This is a genomic window from Acidobacteriota bacterium, assembly GCA_026393675.1.
Classification (GTDB): Bacteria; Acidobacteriota; Vicinamibacteria; order Vicinamibacterales; family JAKQTR01; genus JBAXOX01.
The window spans coordinates 337103-357192 of sequence record JAPKZQ010000045.1; the positions used below are offsets into that span (position 1 = coordinate 337103).

The following is a 20090-nucleotide window of genomic DNA, read 5'->3' on the forward strand; positions in this document are numbered from 1 at the left end:
CTCCGGCGTCCGTCCCCGGCCAGCGGCCGGCCGGGCCCGGCAAGCTCGCCATGTTCCGCGAGGAACTGTTCGCGTGGATCAGGACGCTCGCCTCAGCGGCCGTGTACGCCACCCTGATTGTGACGTTCGGATTCCAAGTGGCACGCGTCGAGGGCCAGAGCATGGCGCCGACGCTGGCCGACCAGGACCGCCTGATCGTCAACAAGTTCGTCTACCGCATGAGCGCGCCCCGTCGTGGCGACATCGTCATGCTCTACTACCCCGTCAACCCGGACAAGTCGTTCGTCAAGCGCGTGATCGCGGAGGAAGGCGACACCGTCCGCATCAGCGACGGCCGCGTGTACGTCAACGACATCCCCCTCGACGACAGTTACGTGCTTTCGGAGTTCCGGAGCCACGACGATTGGGGTCCGCAGGTGATTTCCGAGGGGTACTATTTCGTGATGGGCGATCACCGAAACAACAGTTCCGACAGCCGCCACTGGGGCCTGGTGCCGAAGAAGTACATCATCGGCAAGGTGCAGGTGCGCTGGTGGCCCGTCCCCGCCGCGAGGGTGTTCTAGGAAGAAGCCACGGGCTCGCGGGTCGCGTAGAGTTGCTCGATGACAGCCGCCCACCGCTCTTCGACCACGGAGCGGCGCAGTTTCAGCGTGGGCGTCAGCTCGCCGCCTTCGATCGTCATCTCTGATGGCAGCAGCGCAAACCGCTTGATCTTCTCGAACTGCGCCAACTCCAGATTGATCTGATCGAGCACCCGCTGGAAGAGCGCCTGCACGTCAGGACGTACAGCCAGTTGTTCGCGCGTGCCTGATGGCGCGCCGTGCTCCCGGAGCGACGCTTCGACCGCGACGAAGTCTGGCACGATCAACGCGGCCGGGAACTTGCGCCGATCGCCGATGATGATGGCGTCTGACACCAGCGGGCTCGACTTCAACCGCATCTGGATGGGCTGCGGCGCGATATTCTTGCCCCCAGACGTGACAATCAGGTCCTTCTTGCGATCGGTGATGGACAGGTACTCATCCGCATCAAGCCGGCCGATGTCGCCCGTGTGCAGCCACCCGTCGACCAGCACGGCGGCGGTATCGGCCGGCCGGTTGTAATACCCCCGCATGATGTTCGGACCACGCACGAGTATCTCCCCATCGTCGGCAATCCGGATCTCGACGCCCGGGATGGCCCGGCCCACGGTCCCCAGCCGCGGTCGGTCCAGCGGATTGACGGTAATCACAGGCGCGCTCTCGGTCAGACCGTAGCCCTCGATAATCGGCAGTCCGATCGCGTAGAAGAACTCCGCCGTCGTGCGCGCCAGCGGCGCGCTGCCCGACACCATCGCTCTGATGCGTCCGCCGGTCCTCGCCCGCACCTTGCGCAACACCAACGCATCTGCCAGCGGCGCCTGGATCATCGCAAGCAACGAGGGCGTCCGGCCGTCGAACCTGGCCTGGCTGATCGATCGCCCCACGCCCACCGCCCATCCGAACAAGCGCCGCTTCAGCGGCGTGGCCGTGGCCACGCTGTCGAGAACGGCGTGATGGAACTTCTCGAACACGCGCGGCGCGCCGGCCATGACCGTCGGAGCCACGCGAGCGAGATCGCGTGCGACGGTCTGCAGCGATTCCGCAAACACCACCGATGCGCCGGCGAACAGGTAGATATACGTCGCCGTACGCTCGAACGTGTGGCTGAGCGGCAGGAACGACAACGCCACATCGTCGGTGCTCATCTTAAGCACGGCATTAGTGGCGACGACGTTCGACATGATGTTGTCGTGCGTGAGCACGACGCCTTTCGGCGCGCCGGTTGTTCCCGATGTGTAGATGATGGTCGCGATGTCGGAGGGCACGACGCTGCGAGCCTGCGCCTCGTATCGCGCCTCGAGTCCGGGGTCCTGTTGCAGCTGGCGACGTCCGTCCGCCACGACATCAGCCATCGTCAGGATCGCCGGTCCGCCACCGGCCGATTCGTGCACAGGCTCCGGCGCGACGACGACAATCACCAAGTGGAGTCCCGGCAGCGTGGCCGCGACCTCCTGGAGTTTCGCCAACTGCACGGCGTCTGAGACGATGGCCACGCTGGCGCCCGCGTCGTTCAGGATGAAGCGCGTCTGCGTGGCCGAGAGCGTCGGATATACGGGAACCGTGATGGCCCGCGCCGTCAGGATGGCCAGATCGGCCAGACTCCACTCAGGGCGGCTCTCGCACACGATGCCGATGCGATCGCCCGCGCGGACGCCGAGCGCCTGCAACCCGAGGCTGAAGGCGCGGATCTGTTCGAGAATGTCGCGGCTGGACAGCTCAACGAACCGGTCGCCCTCGCACCGGCGTACGTGCGCAGGCCTGTCGTACCGAGCCGCGACATAGAACGGCAGGGCGGCGAGGGTGCGAACGTCGTCGTATGCGCTTGATGGCGCGGTCATGCAGTAGCGTTCTTGCCCGTAAGGTGTTTACCGTAGACCAGTTCGGCGCGCCGGTCAATACCCGGCGCCTTTGTCGACCAGATTCACGAGCGGCTGGCCCGCCAGAAACCTCCGTAAGTTGTCGCTGAACAAATCGGTGGCGGCCTCCCAGTAGTCTCCGCAGAAACCGGCCACGTGGGGCGTCACGAGCACGTTCGGCATCGCCCACAGCGAACTGGCGGGACCAAGCGGCTCGTGCTCGAACACATCGAGCGCCGCACCGGCAATCGTCCCGGATCGCAGAGCCTCGATGAGTGCCGCCTCCTGGACGAGCTTCCCGCGCGCCACGTTGACCAGCCACGCGGTGCGCTTCATCTGGGCAAGCTCTGGCGCGCCAATCAGCCCGCGCGTCTCGGCTGTGAGCGGCGCCGACAAGACGACGACGTCGGATTGCTCAAGCAGGCGCGAAAGGTCCGACGGTGCGAGCGCCTCGGCGACCCCATCCGGCACGGGCCAGTCGGTCTCGCGGCGGGTACCGATCACTTTCATCCCTATCGCGGCACCGATTCGGGCGACCCGGCACCCGATCGCACCCAGGCCGACAATGCCCAACGTCTGTCCATCGAGCGTCGGCAAGCCGGATAGTTCAGTCTGAATCCAGCGCCGCCCATCCTGCGCACGGATCGTCTCTGGAATCCGTCGAAGCGCCGCCAGGATCAGCGCGATGGTGTGCTCCGCGACCGACGCCGCGCTCATGCCGCGCGAATTGGTCATCACGACCTTACTTGCCAGCATGGCGGGAAACAGCATGCTGCCGACGCCCGCGGCCGAGCTGTGGACCCAGCGCAGGCGGTGCGCCACCGCAAAAGCCTGCGGCGTCAGCACGGAGGTGAAGGCGACGTCCGCCTCCGGGATCAGCCGAATCACGTCGGCGTCGGTCTGGGCGTGCAAGAACACGACTTCGGGAAACCTCCGGCGCAGCACGTCGACCTGCGACGCCGGAATCGTCCACACCTCACTCGGGCTGTAGATGGCGACGAGAACCTGCATCTTTATTCCCCGCGCTTCCAAACGCCCGATCGGCCGCCGCGCTTCTCCAACAGCAGGATGTCGCCAATGACGACGGCACGGTCCACGGCTTTCACCATGTCGTAAAGCGTCAGCGCCGCCGCCGCAACCGCGGTCAATGCCTCCATCTCCACGCCGGTCGGCCCCACCGTCTGCACGCGAGCCTCGATCTGGTATCCCGTACGGCGCCGGCGCAACTCCACCTCGCAGTGGCTGATCGCCAGCGGATGGCACAGCGGAATGATTTCGGACGTTTTCTTGGCGGCCATGATGCCGGCCAGCCGCGCGACCCCCAGCGGATCGCCCTTGGCGATCCTGCCCGAGCCGATGAGCCTGAGCGTCGCCGGAGTCATCTTCACGAACCCGCGCGCCAAAGCCTCGCGCACCGTCGCCGGTTTCTGGCTCACATCCACCATGCGGGCGCGCCCGCGGGCGTCCACGTGCGACAGCTTCTTGGTCCGGCGGATCGTCTTCGTGGCCGGCACGTCAGCGCCCCGCCTTCTGTGCCTTCTCGGCATCGATGACAGTCGTGCCCTTCGTGATCCAGTCGGGGGCGACCGCGCCCTTCAAGTAGTGATCGAACCACTGGAGGATGCGCCGGTGGTAGTCAATCTGGTTCGGTTTCTCGCGCGCGCTGTGATTCTCTCCCGCGTAGACCAGCATCACCAGTTGCTTGCCGGCACGCCGCGCGTAGTTGTACATCTCGACGCCCTGCCGGAAGTCGACGGTCCCGTCCTTGTCGCCAAAGAAGATCATCATCGGCGTCTCGAGCTTGTTGATAAACAGCGTGGACGAGTTGCGGATGTAGGCCTGCAGATCAACCCAGTACGGCACGTCCATCCGGGCCTGCCCCGTTTCGAAGTGCTGTGGCTCTGGCAATCCCTGATTCCAGTGGATGGCGCCGTAGAAGCTCAGGAAGTCAGTGATGGGGGCGCCTGCGATCGACGCTGCAAATATGTTGGTCTGCGTCGGTATGAAGCTGGCCTCGTAGCCGCCCCACGAATGACCGACCAGCCCGACGCGCTTCGGATCGACGGCGCCCGTGGCCAGCACGGCCTTGACGGCCGCAGTCACGCAATCGACGGCCGCGAGGCCGGGATCGCGCGGCCGGAACACGATGTCGGGTTGGAGCACGAAGTAGCCGTTGGCCGTGAAGACCGCCGCATTGTAGGGCGAGCGCTCCGACGGGACCGCGTAGCCATGGACACCCTGCGACAGCCGCTCGTAGACGTACACGATCATCGGGTACTTGCGCCCGGGCTCGTAGCCGGCCGGATAGTACAACGCTCCCTGGAGTCGCTCCCCCTTCACGTTCTTGTACTCGACCAGCGACGAACGGCCCCACGCGTACTTCGCCTGGAACGCGTTGGTGGCGGTCACCTGCCTGGCGTCCGCGAGCGTCGGCCCGCCCGCCATGTAGTCGGGCGAGTCGTCGAAGTCCTGGACGACGTAGGCATAGATATCGGCTTTCTTCGCCTTCGCGAGCCGCCCTACGCTCTTGTCGAACCACACTAGCCGTTCGACGGCCGGCACCGCCCCGGCGGAGAGCGCCGCGGTCGGCACGCGCGCGTAGCCGAACTTCTTCGACCAGCGACCATAGAGGCTCACGTACACCGGAGAAGCCGGATCGATGAACTCCTCGTCTCGGTTGAGGCGTACGTATCGGTGCACGACCGAGTCCTCGGCGCCACGCGTCAATCGGACGCCACCTGATCCGTCCGGCGCCACGCGCCAGATGTCGTGCTGGTCATACAGCAGGACCGCCGCATCGTCTTTCAGCCAGCCCCCGACGCCCGACGGCGGTTTCTGCACGCGAACCGGGGTGTCGTAGTCCGGGTCGGTCCAGCTCGTCTTGAGCGCCGCCGTGAGGTTGGTCGCCTTGCCCGACCGGATGTCGTACGTCCAGTACTGGTCGCCCTTGAAATACAGGAGGTAATTGCCGGCCGGGCTGTCGCCCTGGAAGTACCACACGCCTTCAACGACCTTCGTGCGTGCGCCCGTCGTCAGATCGACGAGGTAGACGTCCTGCCTGGTCCGGTCGAACATGTTGTCGAACATGTACGGCTTGCGATCGGTCTCGGTCGCGAATCGATCGCCCTCCACGATCGCGACGCGCTCGTCCTTGTCGGTCCCGATGCGCAGCCACTTCCCGCCGTCGATGTTCCAGAGCGACAGGTAGTTCCGCTCAAGATCGCGGCTCTTGTCCACGCGCTGCATCGGGATGATGCGCTCGTCTTTCGTGTGCCACACGTCCACGGTTGCGGGCTTTACAATCTTCTTCTCCCCGGCTTTCTCTCCGGCTTTGTCGCCGCCTTCTTTCGCCGGTTTGCGATCCCATTCCTGAACGCCGAAGTAGAGCGTCTTGGCGTCCTTCGACCATTGCAGCCGCCGGAACGTCACAATCCGCATATCCTGCGGAAACACCTTGTCGGCAGCCTGATCGTAGGTCCGCGGCGGTTTCTCGCCAGCCGCCGCAAGGCCGCGCCACGCCAGCACGGTGTTGGTGTCTTCCTCGCGAGCGTCATCAGTGCGCGACTTGAACACGGCCAGGTCGTCGCTCTTCGCGCGCCACGTGAGGCCCGTGTAGCTGGCATCGCCCGAGTCGAGCAACCGCAACCCGCCAGTCTGCGGGTCGTAGAGCTGCACGCCATTGCCGGCCTTGCCCTCGGCATCGATCACGAGCGCCAGCAGCCGGCCTTCGTCCTGCCACGTGAACTCCGACACGTTGCCAAATGTCATGACGCCGCCGGTCACGAGGTTTCTCACCAGCAGATCGGCGCCCTTGCGCTTCACACCTTCGGGCAGATAACGCAGCATCGCGAGGTACGGCCCGGCGGGCGCGAACGCGAATCGGGTGATGTCGGACACGACGATGGGCTCGGCCGGAGTGGCGGCGCCGGCATCCAGACGAACCAGGCCCAGCTTGTCGCGAACCGGCTTCTTGTCGTCCTGCATCTTCTCGCGATCGGCCTCGGAGTACCCGATCCGGTACGCCAGCCACTGCGCATCGGCCGAAAATGCGGGCGCGCTCCCTTCGACGGCCGCGTGCCATGGCTTCGCGGGCGTGGCGCCAGAGGCCTGCGGCACGGGGTAGACGTTCAGTTCGCTCGTGCCCTCCACGCGTGTGATGGGCACCGCCATCCACTTCCCGTTATCCGCGAGCACGGCGCCGCCAAGCGTCTCCCACTTGCCGTAGTCCGCGGCCTTTACGGGCGCCAGGGCTGGTGTCGAAGGCGACTGGGTCAGCACCGGAACCGGTCCGACCGCGAGATAGAGAATGACAAGAGCCGCAAGCTGTTTGAGCGCTGTTCGTCCCACGATTCGCCTCCAGGGAGCATCCACCGGCCACGTCCGCCGGCCTACTGTACACCGTCTCGTTTTCGCCTGCGCGGCCCTCCAACCCCAATCGACGTCGAAGGAGTTCTTTCTGCCTCGATGTGAGATCCGTTTTCTCGCCGGGGTCCAGTCCTGCATTCCCGTGTTTGCCGGAATGACGGGCCCCGCGCTCGAATCAACAGTTGCAGTTGAGTGTCATGCTAAGATGCGCCGCATGAGTGTGAAACCGACTAAACAAACCGCCCCCGATGACGGCTTCAAGCCGTTCGTATCCGACAACTCCGACCAGCGGGAGTTCACGGTACGCGCCCTGATTCTCGGCCTGCTCATGTGCGTCATCCTTGGAGCGGCCAACGCCTACCTCGGCCTCCGGGCCGGGATGACCATTGCGGCCACCTACCCGGCGGCCGTCATCGGGATGGCCGTCCTCCGCCTGATGAAGGGCAGCCTCCTTGAAGAGAACTTCGCCCGAACCGTCGGCTCAATCGGTGAGTCGGTGGCGGCAGGCGCCATTTTCACGATGCCGGCGTTCGTCATCCTCGGGTTGTGGAAGTTCGACAAGGCCAACATGTACACCGAGTACCTGACGGCCTCGACCCTGATGGTGCTGGGCGGCATGCTGGGCATCCTGTTTGTCACCATCCTCCGGCGCGTGATGGTCGAGGACAAGGGCCTGCCCTTCCCCGAGTCGGTGGCCGCCGCCGAGATTCACAAGGCCGGCCAGCGCGGGGCAGCCGCGGCCCTGCAGCTGTTCCAGGCGATGGGCGTTGGCGCGATCATCCGGTTGATCTCACGCACCGACGTCGATACCAAGGACGGCCTGGGCATCTTCTTCTCGGGGAACACGTTCGAACTCGCGGTGGGCAAGCTCAAGGAGAGCGTGGTCAAGCTGGGCCTCGGCACGGACGCCAGAGAGATCGCAGCCGGCGGCTTCACCACCATCGCGGCACCGGCCGTCACGCCGGCCTACATGGGCGTCGGCTACATCATCGGCCCCGAACTGGGCGCGCTGAACTTCGCCGGCGGCCTGTTGGCCTGGGGCTTGTTCGTGCCGCTGCTCGTCTTCTTCCTCGGGCCGAGCCTGATTGACAAGTACACGTCGCCCGAGGGCGTCCAGAACTGGAGCGGCCTTGTCGGCCACCTCTACCGCTTCATCGTCCGCCCGATCGCGGTCGGCGGCATGCTGGTGGGCGCTTGCTACACGCTCTTCAAGATGCGGAAGAATCTCATCCTCGGCATCAAGCGCGGCGTGGCGGATGTGAAGAAGTCGGCCGTGGCCGCGGCCGCAACCAAGCGCACGCAGCAGGACCTCTCATTCAAGGTTGTCCTCTTCGGCATCGCACTCGTGTTCCTGCTGATGACGGCGGTCTACTTCTACTTCACGAACATGATTTCGGGCGCGATCTTCGCGGCCATCGTCATGCTCATCACCGGGTTCTTCTTTGCAGCGGTGTCGGGCAATCTGGTCGGCATGATCGGGTCGTCGAACAACCCGATCTCCGGCCTGACCCTCGCCACCACGATTGTCGCGGCGTTGACGATGGTGATCGTGGGCGTGAAGGGCACGGCAGGCGTGGCGGCCGTGCTGGCGGTGGCCGCGGTCGTATGCGTGTCGTCGGCCGTGGCCGGCGAAATGTTGCAGGACCTCAAGGTCGGGCACATCCTGGGCGGCACACCCTGGAAGATGCAGCTGGGCGACATGATTGGCGTCGCGGTGGCCGGCCTCGTGATGTTCTTCCCCATTTACGTGCTGCACAACTCCGAGGTGGCGAGCGGCGGCCTCGGCGGCCGCGTGCTGGCGGCGCCGCAGGCGGGCCTGATGGCGGCGCTCTCACAAGGCATTGTCGGCGGCGACATGCCGTGGCCCCTCGTGATTGTCGGCATCGCCATGGGCATCTCGCTCATCCTGATCAAGGTGCGCAGCCCAATGCTCTTCTCGGTCGGGATGTACCTGCCGCTCGGCACGACGTTCGCCATCTTCATCGGCGGCATGCTCCGCGGCATCGTCGACAAGATGGCCGCCAGGCGCGACTACAACGCGGCGCAGAAGGCGCGCGTCGAGAATGCCGGCGTGTTGGCGGCATCGGGGTTGATCGCGGGCGAAGCGATAATGGGGCTCATCATCGCGGCCGTGGTCTTCTTCAGCACGAACAAGGAGTTCCCGGGTATCCCGGGCCTCGACAATATCGCGGGGCTCCTGGCGATCCCGGTCTTCGCCGTGCTGGCGGTCTACATGATCTTCATACCCCTGCGGAAGGCCGGCACTCCCGACGAGCCCGCACCGCCGACCGCCGTGATGTAGTCGCCGACAGTGGTCCGTTATCTGCTCTGCCGAGGGACGTTGCTCACGCTGTGCGCGGCGTCCCTCGTTGTTTGTGGACTGACACCGGCGGTGGCCACCGAGCAGCCAACAGCGTCGGTACAAGTGGACGCGACACAGCTTGTCGCGCTCATCCGCTACCCGGCGTTCTTCCACAACCGGACGGTCATCGTGCAGGGCACGGTGAAGATCGTCGGGGGCGATACGTGGCTCGAGAGTTCTGCCGACGCTCGTATCCGCCTGCTCCGCCTGACGGGCGCCAATGATGGCAAGCGCATCCAGGTCCGCGGAACCTTCTTCGATGTGGGCCGACTGCCGGCCAACGACCCGCGCCTTGCCCGGTTCGGCCTGGATGCGGTCGTCAGCGGCGGCGGCGGCCGGCGCGAATGGCCACGCCCAGGCGAACGGCTCGTGGTGAGTGTGGAGCGGGCCGCAAACTATACCCCGCCGTCTGGACAGGCCAGCATCCACGCAGTGGTGCTCGATCCCGAGCGGTTTCAGAACGAAGCCGTCATGGTGGTGGGCCAGTTCAGGGGACGAAATCTGGTTGGCGACGAACCCGCCGCGCCGGGCCATGACAGATGGGAGTTCGTGCTCCGCAATGGCACCTCGTCTATCTGGGTGGTCGGGCGGAGACCGCAGGGCCCTGACTTCAACCTTGATCCGGCTGCGCCGAAAGACGTCGGCCGGTGGCTACGCGTGAGCGGAGTCGTGCGGCGGCAGAAGGATCTGGTGTACCTCGAAGCCGACGCCATCGAGCGAGGCGAGAGCGAACCGGAGACCGGGCCGGCTGAACGCGCGGGGCCGCTGCCGGCGTTGCCGCCGCCCGAGATCACCTTCAGCCTGCCAATTGAAGACGAAACCGACGTCTCGCTGAAGACGGTCGTGCGCGTGCAGTTCTCGCGCGTGATGAACGCGGAATCGTTCGTGGGGAAGGTGCAAGCGTCCTACCTCGGGACCGGCCCGGCTGGCGCGGCGCCGGCTCGCGACCCGGACGTGGGCGCGATCTACATGCCCAAGGACCAGGTGCTCGTCATCAGCTTCACCAGGCCGCTCGAGCGCTTCCGCCGCGTGAAGATTGAACTGCTCGATGGCATCTCCACGCCCGACGGCAGCGCGCTCAAGCCCTGGACGCTGACGTTCAGCACCGGCGGCCGGTAGGATTTGCCAATCCCGAATCCCGAATCCCGAACCCCGACTCAGGGAACAATCCGGAACGGCGCGAGCATCTGGATCTTCTGGGTGCCGCGCTCGGTCGTGATCCGGATCACGTAATCGCCCACCGCCAGCGGTGCCAGCGCCAACTCCGACCGCACCCAGCGCACGGCGTCCTTCTCGACCACGGTTGCGCTCACCGGCAGCGCCATCGTCTTGCCGCTGCGATTGACCAGCTCGCCGCTCACCTTGTCGGGCACAAGCGACATAGACATCTGAATGACGATGCGCTCGGTCCGCCGGAAGCGCGGGTCGGTAGTCGGATTCTCGGGTGCGCTCGCCGCGGTTCCCCGCCTGAAGTAGATCGGCTGGCCCAGCATCAGCACATCCGACCGGGCCGGCGACGCCACGTCGAAATGTGCCGTATCCGTGATAGGCAGACCTCCCGTCGTCGGCGTCACGCGCACGCGCACCGCGTAACTGCCGGGGTCGAGCCACACGTCATCGAGGGTCCGTGGAAAGCGCGTGAGGAATCGGCCCGATCCGGCAGAAATCGGCACCGTATATCGAACAACCGTCGAGCCGTCCTTGCCCGTGATCGCGACGTCGGCCTCGCCGCCCTGGCTCCAGTCCTCGCCGGTCTTCGATCGGGTGTCGACCTCCCCCATGATCCACAGTGCGGGTTCGGCACCAGCGGGCTTGGCCTTCGAGGGATCGCCGGCGGGCGCCCACCAGCCCGGACTCACCGACACGCGCAGGGGCGCCTCGCGCGTCGACCCTTCGAGCGTCGCAATCGTCTTGCTGATGGCCGCAGTGGCTTCGTCGACCACCGGCGCAGCCGCTGTCGCCGTCATGGCCGCGGCCTCCTCCTGGGTTGGCGCCTTGTACCCCCGCCGGGCGCGCACTTCCACACCGGGTCGCTTCACGCGCACCTTGATTGCGCGAAACTTGCCGTCGAGTTTCGAGTTGGTCGATGTGTAGCCCAGCAGGTAGTAGGACGACAGATCGGACACGACGCGTTTAAGACCGCTGTCGATGTCGTTGGAGTTGATCACCGCCATGCCATCCGTGTTGTTGGCAATGGTCAGGAGCGTATCGTGCCGGCCCTGGAGCATCGTGAAATCGTCGGAGATTGTGGGCGGAGGATTCGGGCCGATGTCATTGTCGAACACGGGCAAGCCGCGCGGCTCGATCGGATAGAAACTCGCGTTGGCGCGATTGGCTTCGTCCATGATGTCGCGAAAACGCCGGTCATCGTCGATGCCCGAGAGCATTACGCGATCCTGGTCGCAGACCGCGCGGCTTACGCCACCCGGGTTGTACCGATCGACATTGCCAAGCCGTCCATCAGCCCCGACGCCCATGGTGGGCGGGCGGGTGCTGGCCGACATCATGCTCGGGTCTGGGCGGAACAGCCGCCATCCCTCGCTGACCAGCAGAATCGCCTTGCGCTCTTCCCGGATGCCATGAAGATGACGGACGAGATCCACGAGCGCATCAAGCGTGTTCTTCTCGCGGCGGCGCTCGATCATCTCCTGCGCGATCGATGACGTGGCGCCCTCCCCCACCTGCGGCGGATAGCAGTTCATGTACTGCTGTTCCATGGGGTCGTCGGTAAAGCCCTCGCGCCCGCGCTGGCCCCACCACCGGAAGCTGGCGAGCATTTGCGCGATCTTGTCCGTGCGGCGCGTGAACATGATGTCGGATGCCGCCATCTCGGGCGACATCACGGCAATCAGGTCCTCATCGCCCACCAGACGATTGAGCAGGTTCATGAGCGGCCGCGTCACATTGTGCGAGGCCGTCTGGTGGACGTGGTACGTGTCGAGGAACAGCACGAACAACCGGGCGCGCGGATCGGCCGCCATCTGGTTCGCCTCGCGGACGTTCCGCGGCTCAACTCGCGTCGCCGGCACCCCGCTGCTCTGAATCTTAATGTGCTCGAACGCGTCCACCTTCTGCGGAGCGTTGTCTTCGAGCACCTCGAAATCGTCGGCGGTAAGGTCCTCGACCGGCACGCCGCTCTTGGTCGCGAAGACATCGACGCGCACCGCGTTCGCGCCGGTGCGGAATACCGGGCGCTGGGGTTGCTGCCCCTGGGGGGGCTGCTGGCTGTCGGACTGCCGCGCGGTCTGGCTTTCGCCCTGGCCGATGGTTTGCGCGCCGGCCCGCCACTCCACCGCCAGCCCCGCCCCGACGCTGACGACGGCAGCGGCAGTCGCCACGCGCACGAAGCTGCCGATCCAACGACGCCGCGACGCGCGATCAATGGTCATGACACACCCCGATTCAGGCGCATCCCTGCATCATAAGAGAAAAAGCCCGACCCGGGCGTACCGGATCGGGCCTGCTTGACGAAATGGAACCGTACGACGAACGAGCCTACGACGCCCGGGCGCGGACCGCCGGCTTGACCGGCACCTTGGTCGCCTTCGCCTTCTCGAGATTGCGGGCGCGGACAGCGATGCACTTGTTGAGGGCGAAGTCGAGGCGACTTTCAATCGCCGTCGCTACTTCCTGCACCACCTCGGAGACTTCCGTGATGATGAGGAATCGGGCGCGATCGAGCATGCGCTTTTCGCGGAACGAGAGACTCTTCGACTTACTGAGCAGGGAAAGGCTCTTGAGCACGTCAGCCACATCGTAGATGGACCCCGTGCGCATCTTCTCGGAGTTGTCCTTGAAGCGGCCTTTCCAGTTCTGCTGGGCGTCGATCTTCCCATCGCCGAGCAATTTGAACAACCGGTCGACCTCGCCATCGTCGATTGCGCGCCGCAACCCGACGCCGTCCACATTCGCCAGTGGAACGAGCACCGTCGTGTCGTTGGCGGCAATCCGCAGATGATAGAAGCCGCAGGTTGTGCCCAGGATGGTCTTCTCTTCGATCCGTTCGACAATGCCAAGTCCGTGATTCGGGTAGATGACCTTGTCGCCGATTTCGAATGTCACTGGGTTCCCTCACTTCTTAGGAGTAATTGGGTAGGTCAGAGGGCCTGAGGCACCTGCAACAGAGCCATTATACGCCGGTTTCTGCAATCGGACAACGGAAAACACACGAAATACGCCGCGTTTTCGCTGTATGTTTGCTTATACTGCGACCGACCAGTGTGCTGCCGCCCGAACGCCGGGTCAGCGTGAGGCGAGCCCGATTCGCCAACCCTTTGACGCTCAATGAGTTACCTATTCCTGATTACAGAAACTCACAATTACGAGGACGTATTGTGAGTTCCTAAGCATCAGCAGCAGGATGCCTGCATCTGGAGGGAGCGGAATCTCCCTTTCGGGACCGGCAGCCCCCTGACTGTCCAATTTATGGACACTCCGCTGAGCAGTGACGTCCACCACGGCGCCTCGTCATGGACCGGCCTCGCACTGACTGTCCAGTTTCTGGACAGTCCGCTAAGCAGTGACATCCACCCGGCACCCCGTCACAGACCGAGCCAGCCACAGGGTGATGCTCGGATTGGTGACAGTCAGACCGAGGACCGTCAGCAACCGGTCCGGCCCGAGCCACCCCGAGAGGCGCCCAGCCCGCCGACAGCGGCCTTCCACGCCGACTGGCAGGCGTGCATGAAGTACAGCACGGGTCTTCCGTCGCGATGCCCATCCGGCCGGCCAGCGCCTTGGCCAAATTGAACATCCAATGTTCAATTTGACATGGCCTCGTCAGCCGCGTAGACTTTCCCCATGAAGCGCAGGGCTCTCACGCCGAAATTGCGCAGCCTCGCATCTTCGTTCCCCGCGGTCTATCTCGGCGGACCGCGCCAGTCCGGCAAGACCACCTTGGCGCGTGCCACGTTTCCCTCTCACCCGTACGTGTCCCTTGAGGATCCCGACCAGCGCGAGTTTGCGGCGGCCGATCCTCGCGGGTTCCTGGCCCGATTCCCCGCCGGTGCCGTGCTCGACGAGGTTCAGCGTGCGCCGAAGCTCTTCTCGTACCTGCAGGGCATCATCGACGAAGACAGAAAGCCCGGTCGATTCATCCTGACAGGCTCGCAACAGTTCTTGCTGTTGCGCAGCGTCACCCAGACCCTGGCCGGCCGCGTGGCCATCGTCACCCTTCCGCCGTTCAGTCTGGCTGAACTGACTGAAGTGTCTCAGTTGGACGTGACCCACCTCGATCAAGCGAAGCCCAATCGTGCATTGCCACGGTTCAACCTGGACTGGATTCTGCGCCAGGGCCTCTACCCAGCCGTACACGAAACGGGAGTCGATGCAGCCGATTGGATGGCTTCGTACTATCGCACCTATGTGGAACGCGATGTGCGGGACTTGCTGGCGATTGGCGACATCGAGCTGTTCGGCCGCTTCGTCCGGCTATGCGCCGGCCGGTCAGGACAACTACTGAATCTGTCGTCTCTCGGCTCTGACGCCGGTGTCGCACAGCCGACCGCCCGACGCTGGCTCTCGGTGCTCGTCGCAAGCGGACTCGTGCATCTGCTTCAGCCCCACCATGCGAATTTCTCGAAGCGTCTGATCAAGAGTCCGAAGCTGTACTTCCTGGATTCGGGACTGCTGTGTTACCTGCTCCGGATTACACGCGATGCTGAGGTGGCGACCCATCCGCTCCGCGGAGCCATTTTCGAGACCTTCGTCGTCTCGGAACTCTTCAAGGTGTTTGCTGCCATCGGACAGGAGCCACCTTTGTTCTTCTGGCGCGACAAGACCGGCCACGAGGTCGATCTCGTGATCGATCTCGGCGGCCGCCTGATTCCCGTTGAGATCAAGTCGGGTACGACGATTGCGCGCGACTTCTTCGCGGGACTGGGGTATTGGCTGAGCCTGCCGCGTAACAACGGGAAACGTGGCGTCCTCGTGTACGGCGGCGGCGAGAAGCCCCACGTGCGCGAGGGTCACGTCGTGCGGCCCTGGTTCGCGTGTTCATAGCCGCAGCCCGCATCGTAGGCCCGGGCCAGCGTGTTATACTTTTTGCCTCGTCTGCGACTCCATCCTTCATGTGCCGGAGTGGCGAAACTGGCAGACGCGCGGGACTCAAAATCCCGTGGGGTTCACCCCCCGTGTGGGTTCGATTCCCTCCTCCGGCACCACTCGACTCAGTCGCTCCGCTCCTTCGCTCGTGGCAGGCCATTCGACTGAGTCGAGTGGTGTCCCGAGCGCCCGCTCGACAGCGGTCAAGTCGAGGGGCACCATACGCAGCCTCGCTCATGGCAGGCCCTGTCGCGAGTCGAATGGTGTCCCGAGCGCACGATCGTCAGGAAGCAAGTCGAGGGGCACCCCCCTCGGTTGAGCTACGGCTTGGCAAGCCAGCCGACGAGCGCCTGCGCCGCCGAAGCTCGAAGAGCGAAGGCGCGAAGGCTGTCCCGCCACGGCGGCGGCAGGAGGAGTTCGATCCGGACCGCCGAAACTGGGGCTATACTCTCCCCAGGGAACGGGTAAAATCCATGACTCCGATTCTGGAAGTGGTCCATACAGATCCCGACATCCTCGGCGGCACGCCCGTATTCGTCGGCACGCGGGTCCCGGCCAAGTCGCTCTTCGACTACCTTGAGGCCGGCGACACACTCGATGAATTCCTCCACCAGTTTCCGTCGGTAAAGCGCGAACAGGCAATTGCTGCCATCGAACTTGCGCGCGACACGGTGCTCGCTCGTGCGCGCACTGCTTGACGAGAATCTCCCGCACGATCTGGTGCCGGCGCTGACCGGACACGAAGTTGCGACCATTCAAGGGCTTGGGTGGTCGGGCCTGAAGAACGGTGAACTTCTCCGTCGCGCCGCCGGGCACATCGACGCGTTCATCACGATGGACAGCAACCTCCAGTTTCAGCAACGCCTGGAGGGACTTCCCTTCGGCGTCGTCGTCATCCACGCGCGCTCGAATCGCATGGCAGATCTGCTGCCGATCATCGACTTGGTGTTAGTCGCGCTTGCCGAACTGCTTCCGGGAGCGGTGCGGCACGTCGGCAGCTAGCAGGCGACGTCGGCCGGCGCCGAATTCCACTCGTCGCCCACGTGGTCCCACTCCGTCGCACTTGCTACTGCACCGAGAATCTGATTTCTCGCTTGGCACGCCTGCCGCCGATTGATGCCTCGATGGTGAGCAGATGGGGGCCAGGCTTAAGACGCTTCATTCGCGAAGTCGGTTCGGCACCGCAATCGGCGGGGGCACCGGGAGCGCTGGTGCTCTCCGGTGCCCTGCCCTTTCACTGAACCCGATACCTCCGATAGACTTGCGACGGAATCGTACCGTGTTGTTGAGTCACGGCACGATGATGAAGTACCTATGACCGGAGCTATGCAGGTCGGAATCGGGGTCGGGATCACCCTCGCCATTGCTGTTGGCCTTTGGTGCCTCTCCGAGTTTCAGCATAGGCGGCAACTGAGGCGAACGCGGTCCAGGTTGCAGTCCGAATGGGGACGACCAAGAACTTCGAGCGTGACGGATGGGGTCGGCGTCTACCACTTTCATCGGAACCAACAACCGAGCGATTCGCTGGACGATACGACATGGGCCGATCTGAACCTTGATGCTGTCTTCCGGTTTCTTGACCGGAATGAGAGCGCGCTGGGACGTGAACGCCTGTATCACCGGCTCCGGCGCACCGATGGGAATCTTCGTGATGTCACCGGATTCAGCGCCACCGTAGAACGTTATCGGCTGGACGAGTCAGCCCGGCAGGCGATCCAGATGGCCCTGGCCACCGTCACCGAGAAGCACGATGCCACGGTGTGGGCCCTGGCACTTGATGCGCCGGAGGCGCTACCTTGGTGGATGTTGGTGGCATGTCCCACGTTCGCTATAGGAATGGCCACGGTTCTCGCCGTGACACTCCTGATACCCGCCTATCTCGGTATCACCATTCCAGCTATCCTCATCGGCGTATGGATGCGATCACGCATCGCGTGGCGAATGTATCCGTGGGACGTTCCTTTCCGCAGCGTTAGCCAGATCGTGCGAGCAGCCCGGCGTGTGCCGGAGTGCGAACCGGCATCCGAACCGACAACCGCTCTCCTGGTGAACCGCCTGCCAGCCGTCGCGACTTTGGCGACGCTCGCTGGATTGCTGGGGCGAGACCCCGGCCGAACGGACCTTGCCAGCCTGCTCTGGGAGTATCTCAGCTTCCTGTTCTGTATCGACGGCAACATCCTGATTCTGGGATTGCGCCAACTCCGTCGCTGCCGGCACGAACTCCGAGAGATCGCGGAGACGCTGGGTGACTTGGAAGCCGCTATCAGCGTCGCGTCGGTGAGAGCAGGTGCGGCGGAGTGGACACGGCCGGTGTTTTCGGATTCGACCTGCCCGATCGAGGCATGCGATCTGCGCCACCCGCTCGTAACGCCGTGCGTCCCGAACTCGGTAACGTTGGGACCTCCGGCAGGCGTGATCCTGACGGGCGGGAACATGACCGGCAAGTCCACATTCCTTCGCAGCGTCGGCGTGAACGCCGTGTTGGCGCAGACCGTTGCTACCGTATTCGCGTCCGCCTACCGAACGCCGTGGCTGACGGTACGAACGTGCATCAGTCCTACCGATGATCTTGAAGCTGGCAAGAGCCTGTACCAGCGAGAAGCGGAGACGGTTGTGTCGATTCTCCGCCAGGCGGCGTCTAGCGACGTGATGTTGTGCTTATTCGACGAGCTGTTCCGTGGGACGAATTCTGCCGACCGGATCGGCGCGAGCGCCGCTGTGTACGGTCACTTGGCGGCCAGTGAGAAAGCCGTGCCCCACCACCGCTGTCTTGTGATGGCCGCCACGCACGACCTCGAACTTGTGGCGGTCATAGATGACCGCTTCGCCAGCTACCATTTTGGAGACCGCATTTCAGCGGATCGGTTGGACTTCGACTACCTCCTTCGTCCGGGGATCGCGCCGTCCCGAAACGCTATCGCCCTGTTGCGCCTGCTGGGTGCCCCGCCCGCTCTTGTGGCGGAGGCGCTCCAGACGGCAAGCGCTGTCGCAAGCGGCGGGATTCAGTCGGCTTCGAGCCGCTGACCGGCGGAACACAATGGGCGAACTTGCCATGCGCAGATCATCCGATGCGCCACGGCGTTTGTCGGCGCCGAATCCACTTTCCACAACAGCTGGCCTTCAAGAGCGAGAACGACGCGCAGGCCAACAGCATTGTGGCATTTTTTGTGGCACAAACCTGTGTACGTGAGTGTACTTGGGTTGCCTTCAGTTGCTGATTTGCTCAGCACTTTACCAAGTTCTTGTCGATTCTGGCCTGTTTTGAGTCCTGTGGAAGTCACTCAAAATCCCGTGGGGTTCACCCCCCGTGTGGGTTCGATTCCCTCCTCCGGCACCATTCGACTCGCCTCACGGCCTGATCTCGTCATGCCGCGAAGCTCGCTCATGGCAGGCCCTGTCGCGAGTCGAATGGTGTCCCGAGCGCCCGATCGACAGCAAGTAAGTCGAGGGGCACCCTGAGCACGGCCGACGGACAACACCTCCTTCGGTTGAGCTTCGGCTTGGCAAGCCAGCTGATACCAGCGAAGGCTGTCTCGCCGAAGCGGTGGGAGGATCGATTCGAACCGAACCGCCGCGAAGGCGGACCTCCCGCTCAACCTCATCTCGCGCCTGCTTCTGTTGAGCTGGGGCTGGCAAGCCAGCTGTCATCCGAAGGCTGTCCCGCCGAGGCGGGACGCGGACACACGCCAATCGGCACGCGAGCCGGCCTGCGCCACGCGAAGCGACTGCGGTACAATGGGACAGAGGTAAACAATGGCTCTCAACTACCACGACAGAATCGAGCGGAGTCCACGTGTCGCCGGAGGGGAAGCCGTCGTCAAAGGTACCAGGGTGCCACTCCGCACCGTCCTCGCGAGCCTGGCCGAGGGCGCGACTGTTGACGAGATCCTGAAGGACTTTCCGACGCTCACAGAGCAGGACGTCCGTGCGGCTATCGCCTTCGCTGCCGCGTCTGCGCAAGAGGATCTGCCCGTCGCCGAGGCCCACGTGCGATGAGGATCAAGCTTGACGAGAATCTGCCCACTCGACTCGTTTCGGTGCTTGCTGAACTGGGGCACGACATCGACACCGTGCCAGCTGAACGCATCGCCGGGAGAAACGACGCCGTCGTGTGGCAAGCCGCCCAAGCAGGCCAACGTTTTCTCGTCACCCAGGATCTGGACTTCTCTGACATCCGGAAGTACACACCGGGCACGCCTCCGCATAGTCGCACGGCGTATAGATTCCGCTGTAGTACAGCAACGCAAGATAATGTTGTGCTTCCACGTCGCCCCGCTCTGCATCCGCGCGGCGTTCCGCCATTACCTTCATGCAAAACTTCTTGGACTTCCCCGTTCCTAATCCCTGGTCGGTCGACTGCGGTAGAATGCGCTCGCCCCCTTCTGTCGCCCTGAACACTCATCCAGCGAATTGGCAGGGCCTCTATGTCTCCTGTCCCATTCTTGAAACGAGTTCGCCACTTTCCGACGCGTGCTGCTCTCCTGGCAACGGGCGCATTTGGGTTGGTATTCCTGAGCGATGTGCCAAGCACGTCGGCGCAGACGGCGCAGCAACCGAAGCCCGCCGTCGTCGCGAAACCCAGCACGCAGGAAGACCAGGCAGTCAAGGAGTTGCGCCACAAGGCCGAACTGGGGGACGCCGAGGCACAGAACAATCTGGGCTTTAGATACTACAACGGCGTAGGTGTGCCTCAGGACTACGGGCAGGCTGTGGCATGGTTCCGCAGGGCGGCCGAGCAGGGAGACGCGACGGCGCAGTTCGCCCTGGGCGTAATGTGCGAGGCTGGTCAAGGCGTGCCGAAAAACGACGCACAGGCGGTGGCGTGGTACCGCAAGGCTGCCGCGCAGGGAGACGCGGGGGCGCAGGTCAGCTTGGGCTTCTTGT

The 20090-nt window shown here is 64.2% G+C and carries 15 protein-coding genes and 1 tRNA gene; 10 read left to right on the top strand and 6 right to left on the bottom strand.

Annotation, left to right across the window (positions count from 1 at the left end; genetic code table 11):
* The first annotated feature begins 50 nt into the window (after positions 1-50).
* Positions 51-563: a signal peptidase I gene (lepB, locus tag NT151_12910; GenBank protein MCX6539815.1), complete on the top strand. Its 513-nt coding sequence runs from the start codon at positions 51-53 to the stop codon at positions 561-563.
* Here the strand turns inward: lepB and NT151_12915 are convergent.
* Genes NT151_12915 through NT151_12930 form a run of 4 tightly spaced genes read right to left on the bottom strand, consistent with a single transcriptional unit; the run spans position 560 to position 6784 of the window.
* Positions 560-2419: a long-chain fatty acid--CoA ligase gene (locus tag NT151_12915; protein ID MCX6539816.1), complete on the bottom strand. Its 1860-nt coding sequence runs from the start codon at positions 2417-2419 to the stop codon at positions 560-562. The two genes, lepB and NT151_12915, sit on opposite strands and share 4 nt — an antisense overlap.
* A 54-nt stretch (positions 2420-2473) precedes the next feature.
* Positions 2474-3448 carry a D-2-hydroxyacid dehydrogenase gene (locus NT151_12920; GenBank protein MCX6539817.1) on the bottom strand — a complete coding sequence of 325 codons (975 nt, stop codon included), beginning with the start codon at positions 3446-3448 and terminating at the stop codon, positions 2474-2476.
* A 2-nt stretch (positions 3449-3450) separates the two neighbouring features.
* Positions 3451-3951, bottom strand: coding sequence for a cyclic pyranopterin monophosphate synthase MoaC (gene moaC / locus NT151_12925; GenBank protein ID MCX6539818.1), 501 nt, complete (start codon positions 3949-3951; stop codon positions 3451-3453).
* Between the two features lies 1 nt (position 3952).
* Positions 3953-6784 carry a prolyl oligopeptidase family serine peptidase gene (locus NT151_12930; GenBank protein MCX6539819.1) on the bottom strand — a complete coding sequence of 944 codons (2832 nt, stop codon included), beginning with the start codon at positions 6782-6784 and terminating at the stop codon, positions 3953-3955.
* Positions 6785-7016: 232 nt separating this feature from the next.
* Between NT151_12930 and NT151_12935 the strand changes: the two genes are divergently transcribed.
* Together NT151_12935 and NT151_12940 are read left to right on the top strand one after the other, a co-directional pair.
* Positions 7017-9104, top strand: a complete 2088-nt coding sequence (locus NT151_12935; GenBank protein ID MCX6539820.1) for an oligopeptide transporter, OPT family — start codon at positions 7017-7019, stop codon at positions 9102-9104.
* Positions 9105-9194: 90 nt separating this feature from the next.
* Positions 9195-10283, top strand: a complete 1089-nt coding sequence (locus NT151_12940; GenBank protein ID MCX6539821.1) for a hypothetical protein — start codon at positions 9195-9197, stop codon at positions 10281-10283.
* 38 nt (positions 10284-10321) lie between these two features.
* Here NT151_12940 and NT151_12945 read toward each other — a convergent pair whose 3' ends face one another.
* Positions 10322-12553, bottom strand: coding sequence for a VWA domain-containing protein (locus tag NT151_12945; protein MCX6539822.1), 2232 nt, complete (start codon positions 12551-12553; stop codon positions 10322-10324).
* A gap of 106 nt (positions 12554-12659) precedes the next feature.
* A complete protein-coding gene (locus tag NT151_12950) occupies positions 12660-13226 on the bottom strand; it encodes a CarD family transcriptional regulator (protein MCX6539823.1) in 567 nt (188 codons plus the stop codon).
* Positions 13227-13964: 738 nt separating this feature from the next.
* Between NT151_12950 and NT151_12955 the strand changes: the two genes are divergently transcribed.
* From NT151_12955 to NT151_12985, 7 genes are all read left to right on the top strand, one after another.
* Complete coding sequence (locus NT151_12955; protein MCX6539824.1) at positions 13965-15164, top strand: ATP-binding protein; 1200 nt, start codon at positions 13965-13967, stop codon at positions 15162-15164.
* 72 nt (positions 15165-15236) lie between these two features.
* Positions 15237-15325: transfer RNA gene (locus tag NT151_12960), tRNA-Leu, on the top strand.
* A 354-nt stretch (positions 15326-15679) separates the two neighbouring features.
* The gene (locus tag NT151_12965; GenBank protein ID MCX6539825.1) at positions 15680-15904 is read left to right on the top strand and encodes a DUF433 domain-containing protein; all 225 of its coding nucleotides are present in this window, start codon (positions 15680-15682) and stop codon (positions 15902-15904) included.
* Positions 15888-16208, top strand: coding sequence for a DUF5615 family PIN-like protein (locus NT151_12970; GenBank protein MCX6539826.1), 321 nt, complete (start codon positions 15888-15890; stop codon positions 16206-16208). The genes NT151_12965 and NT151_12970 overlap by 17 nt, the downstream gene beginning before the upstream one ends.
* Positions 16209-16673: 465 nt before the next feature.
* Positions 16674-18230, top strand: a complete 1557-nt coding sequence (locus NT151_12975) for a hypothetical protein (protein MCX6539827.1) — start codon at positions 16674-16676, stop codon at positions 18228-18230.
* Between the two features lie 729 nt (positions 18231-18959).
* Positions 18960-19202 carry a DUF433 domain-containing protein gene (locus NT151_12980; GenBank protein MCX6539828.1) on the top strand — a complete coding sequence of 81 codons (243 nt, stop codon included), beginning with the start codon at positions 18960-18962 and terminating at the stop codon, positions 19200-19202.
* Positions 19203-19726: 524 nt separating this feature from the next.
* Positions 19727-20090: tetratricopeptide repeat protein (locus tag NT151_12985; GenBank protein MCX6539829.1), on the top strand; the 364-nt coding region annotated here is incomplete at its 3' end.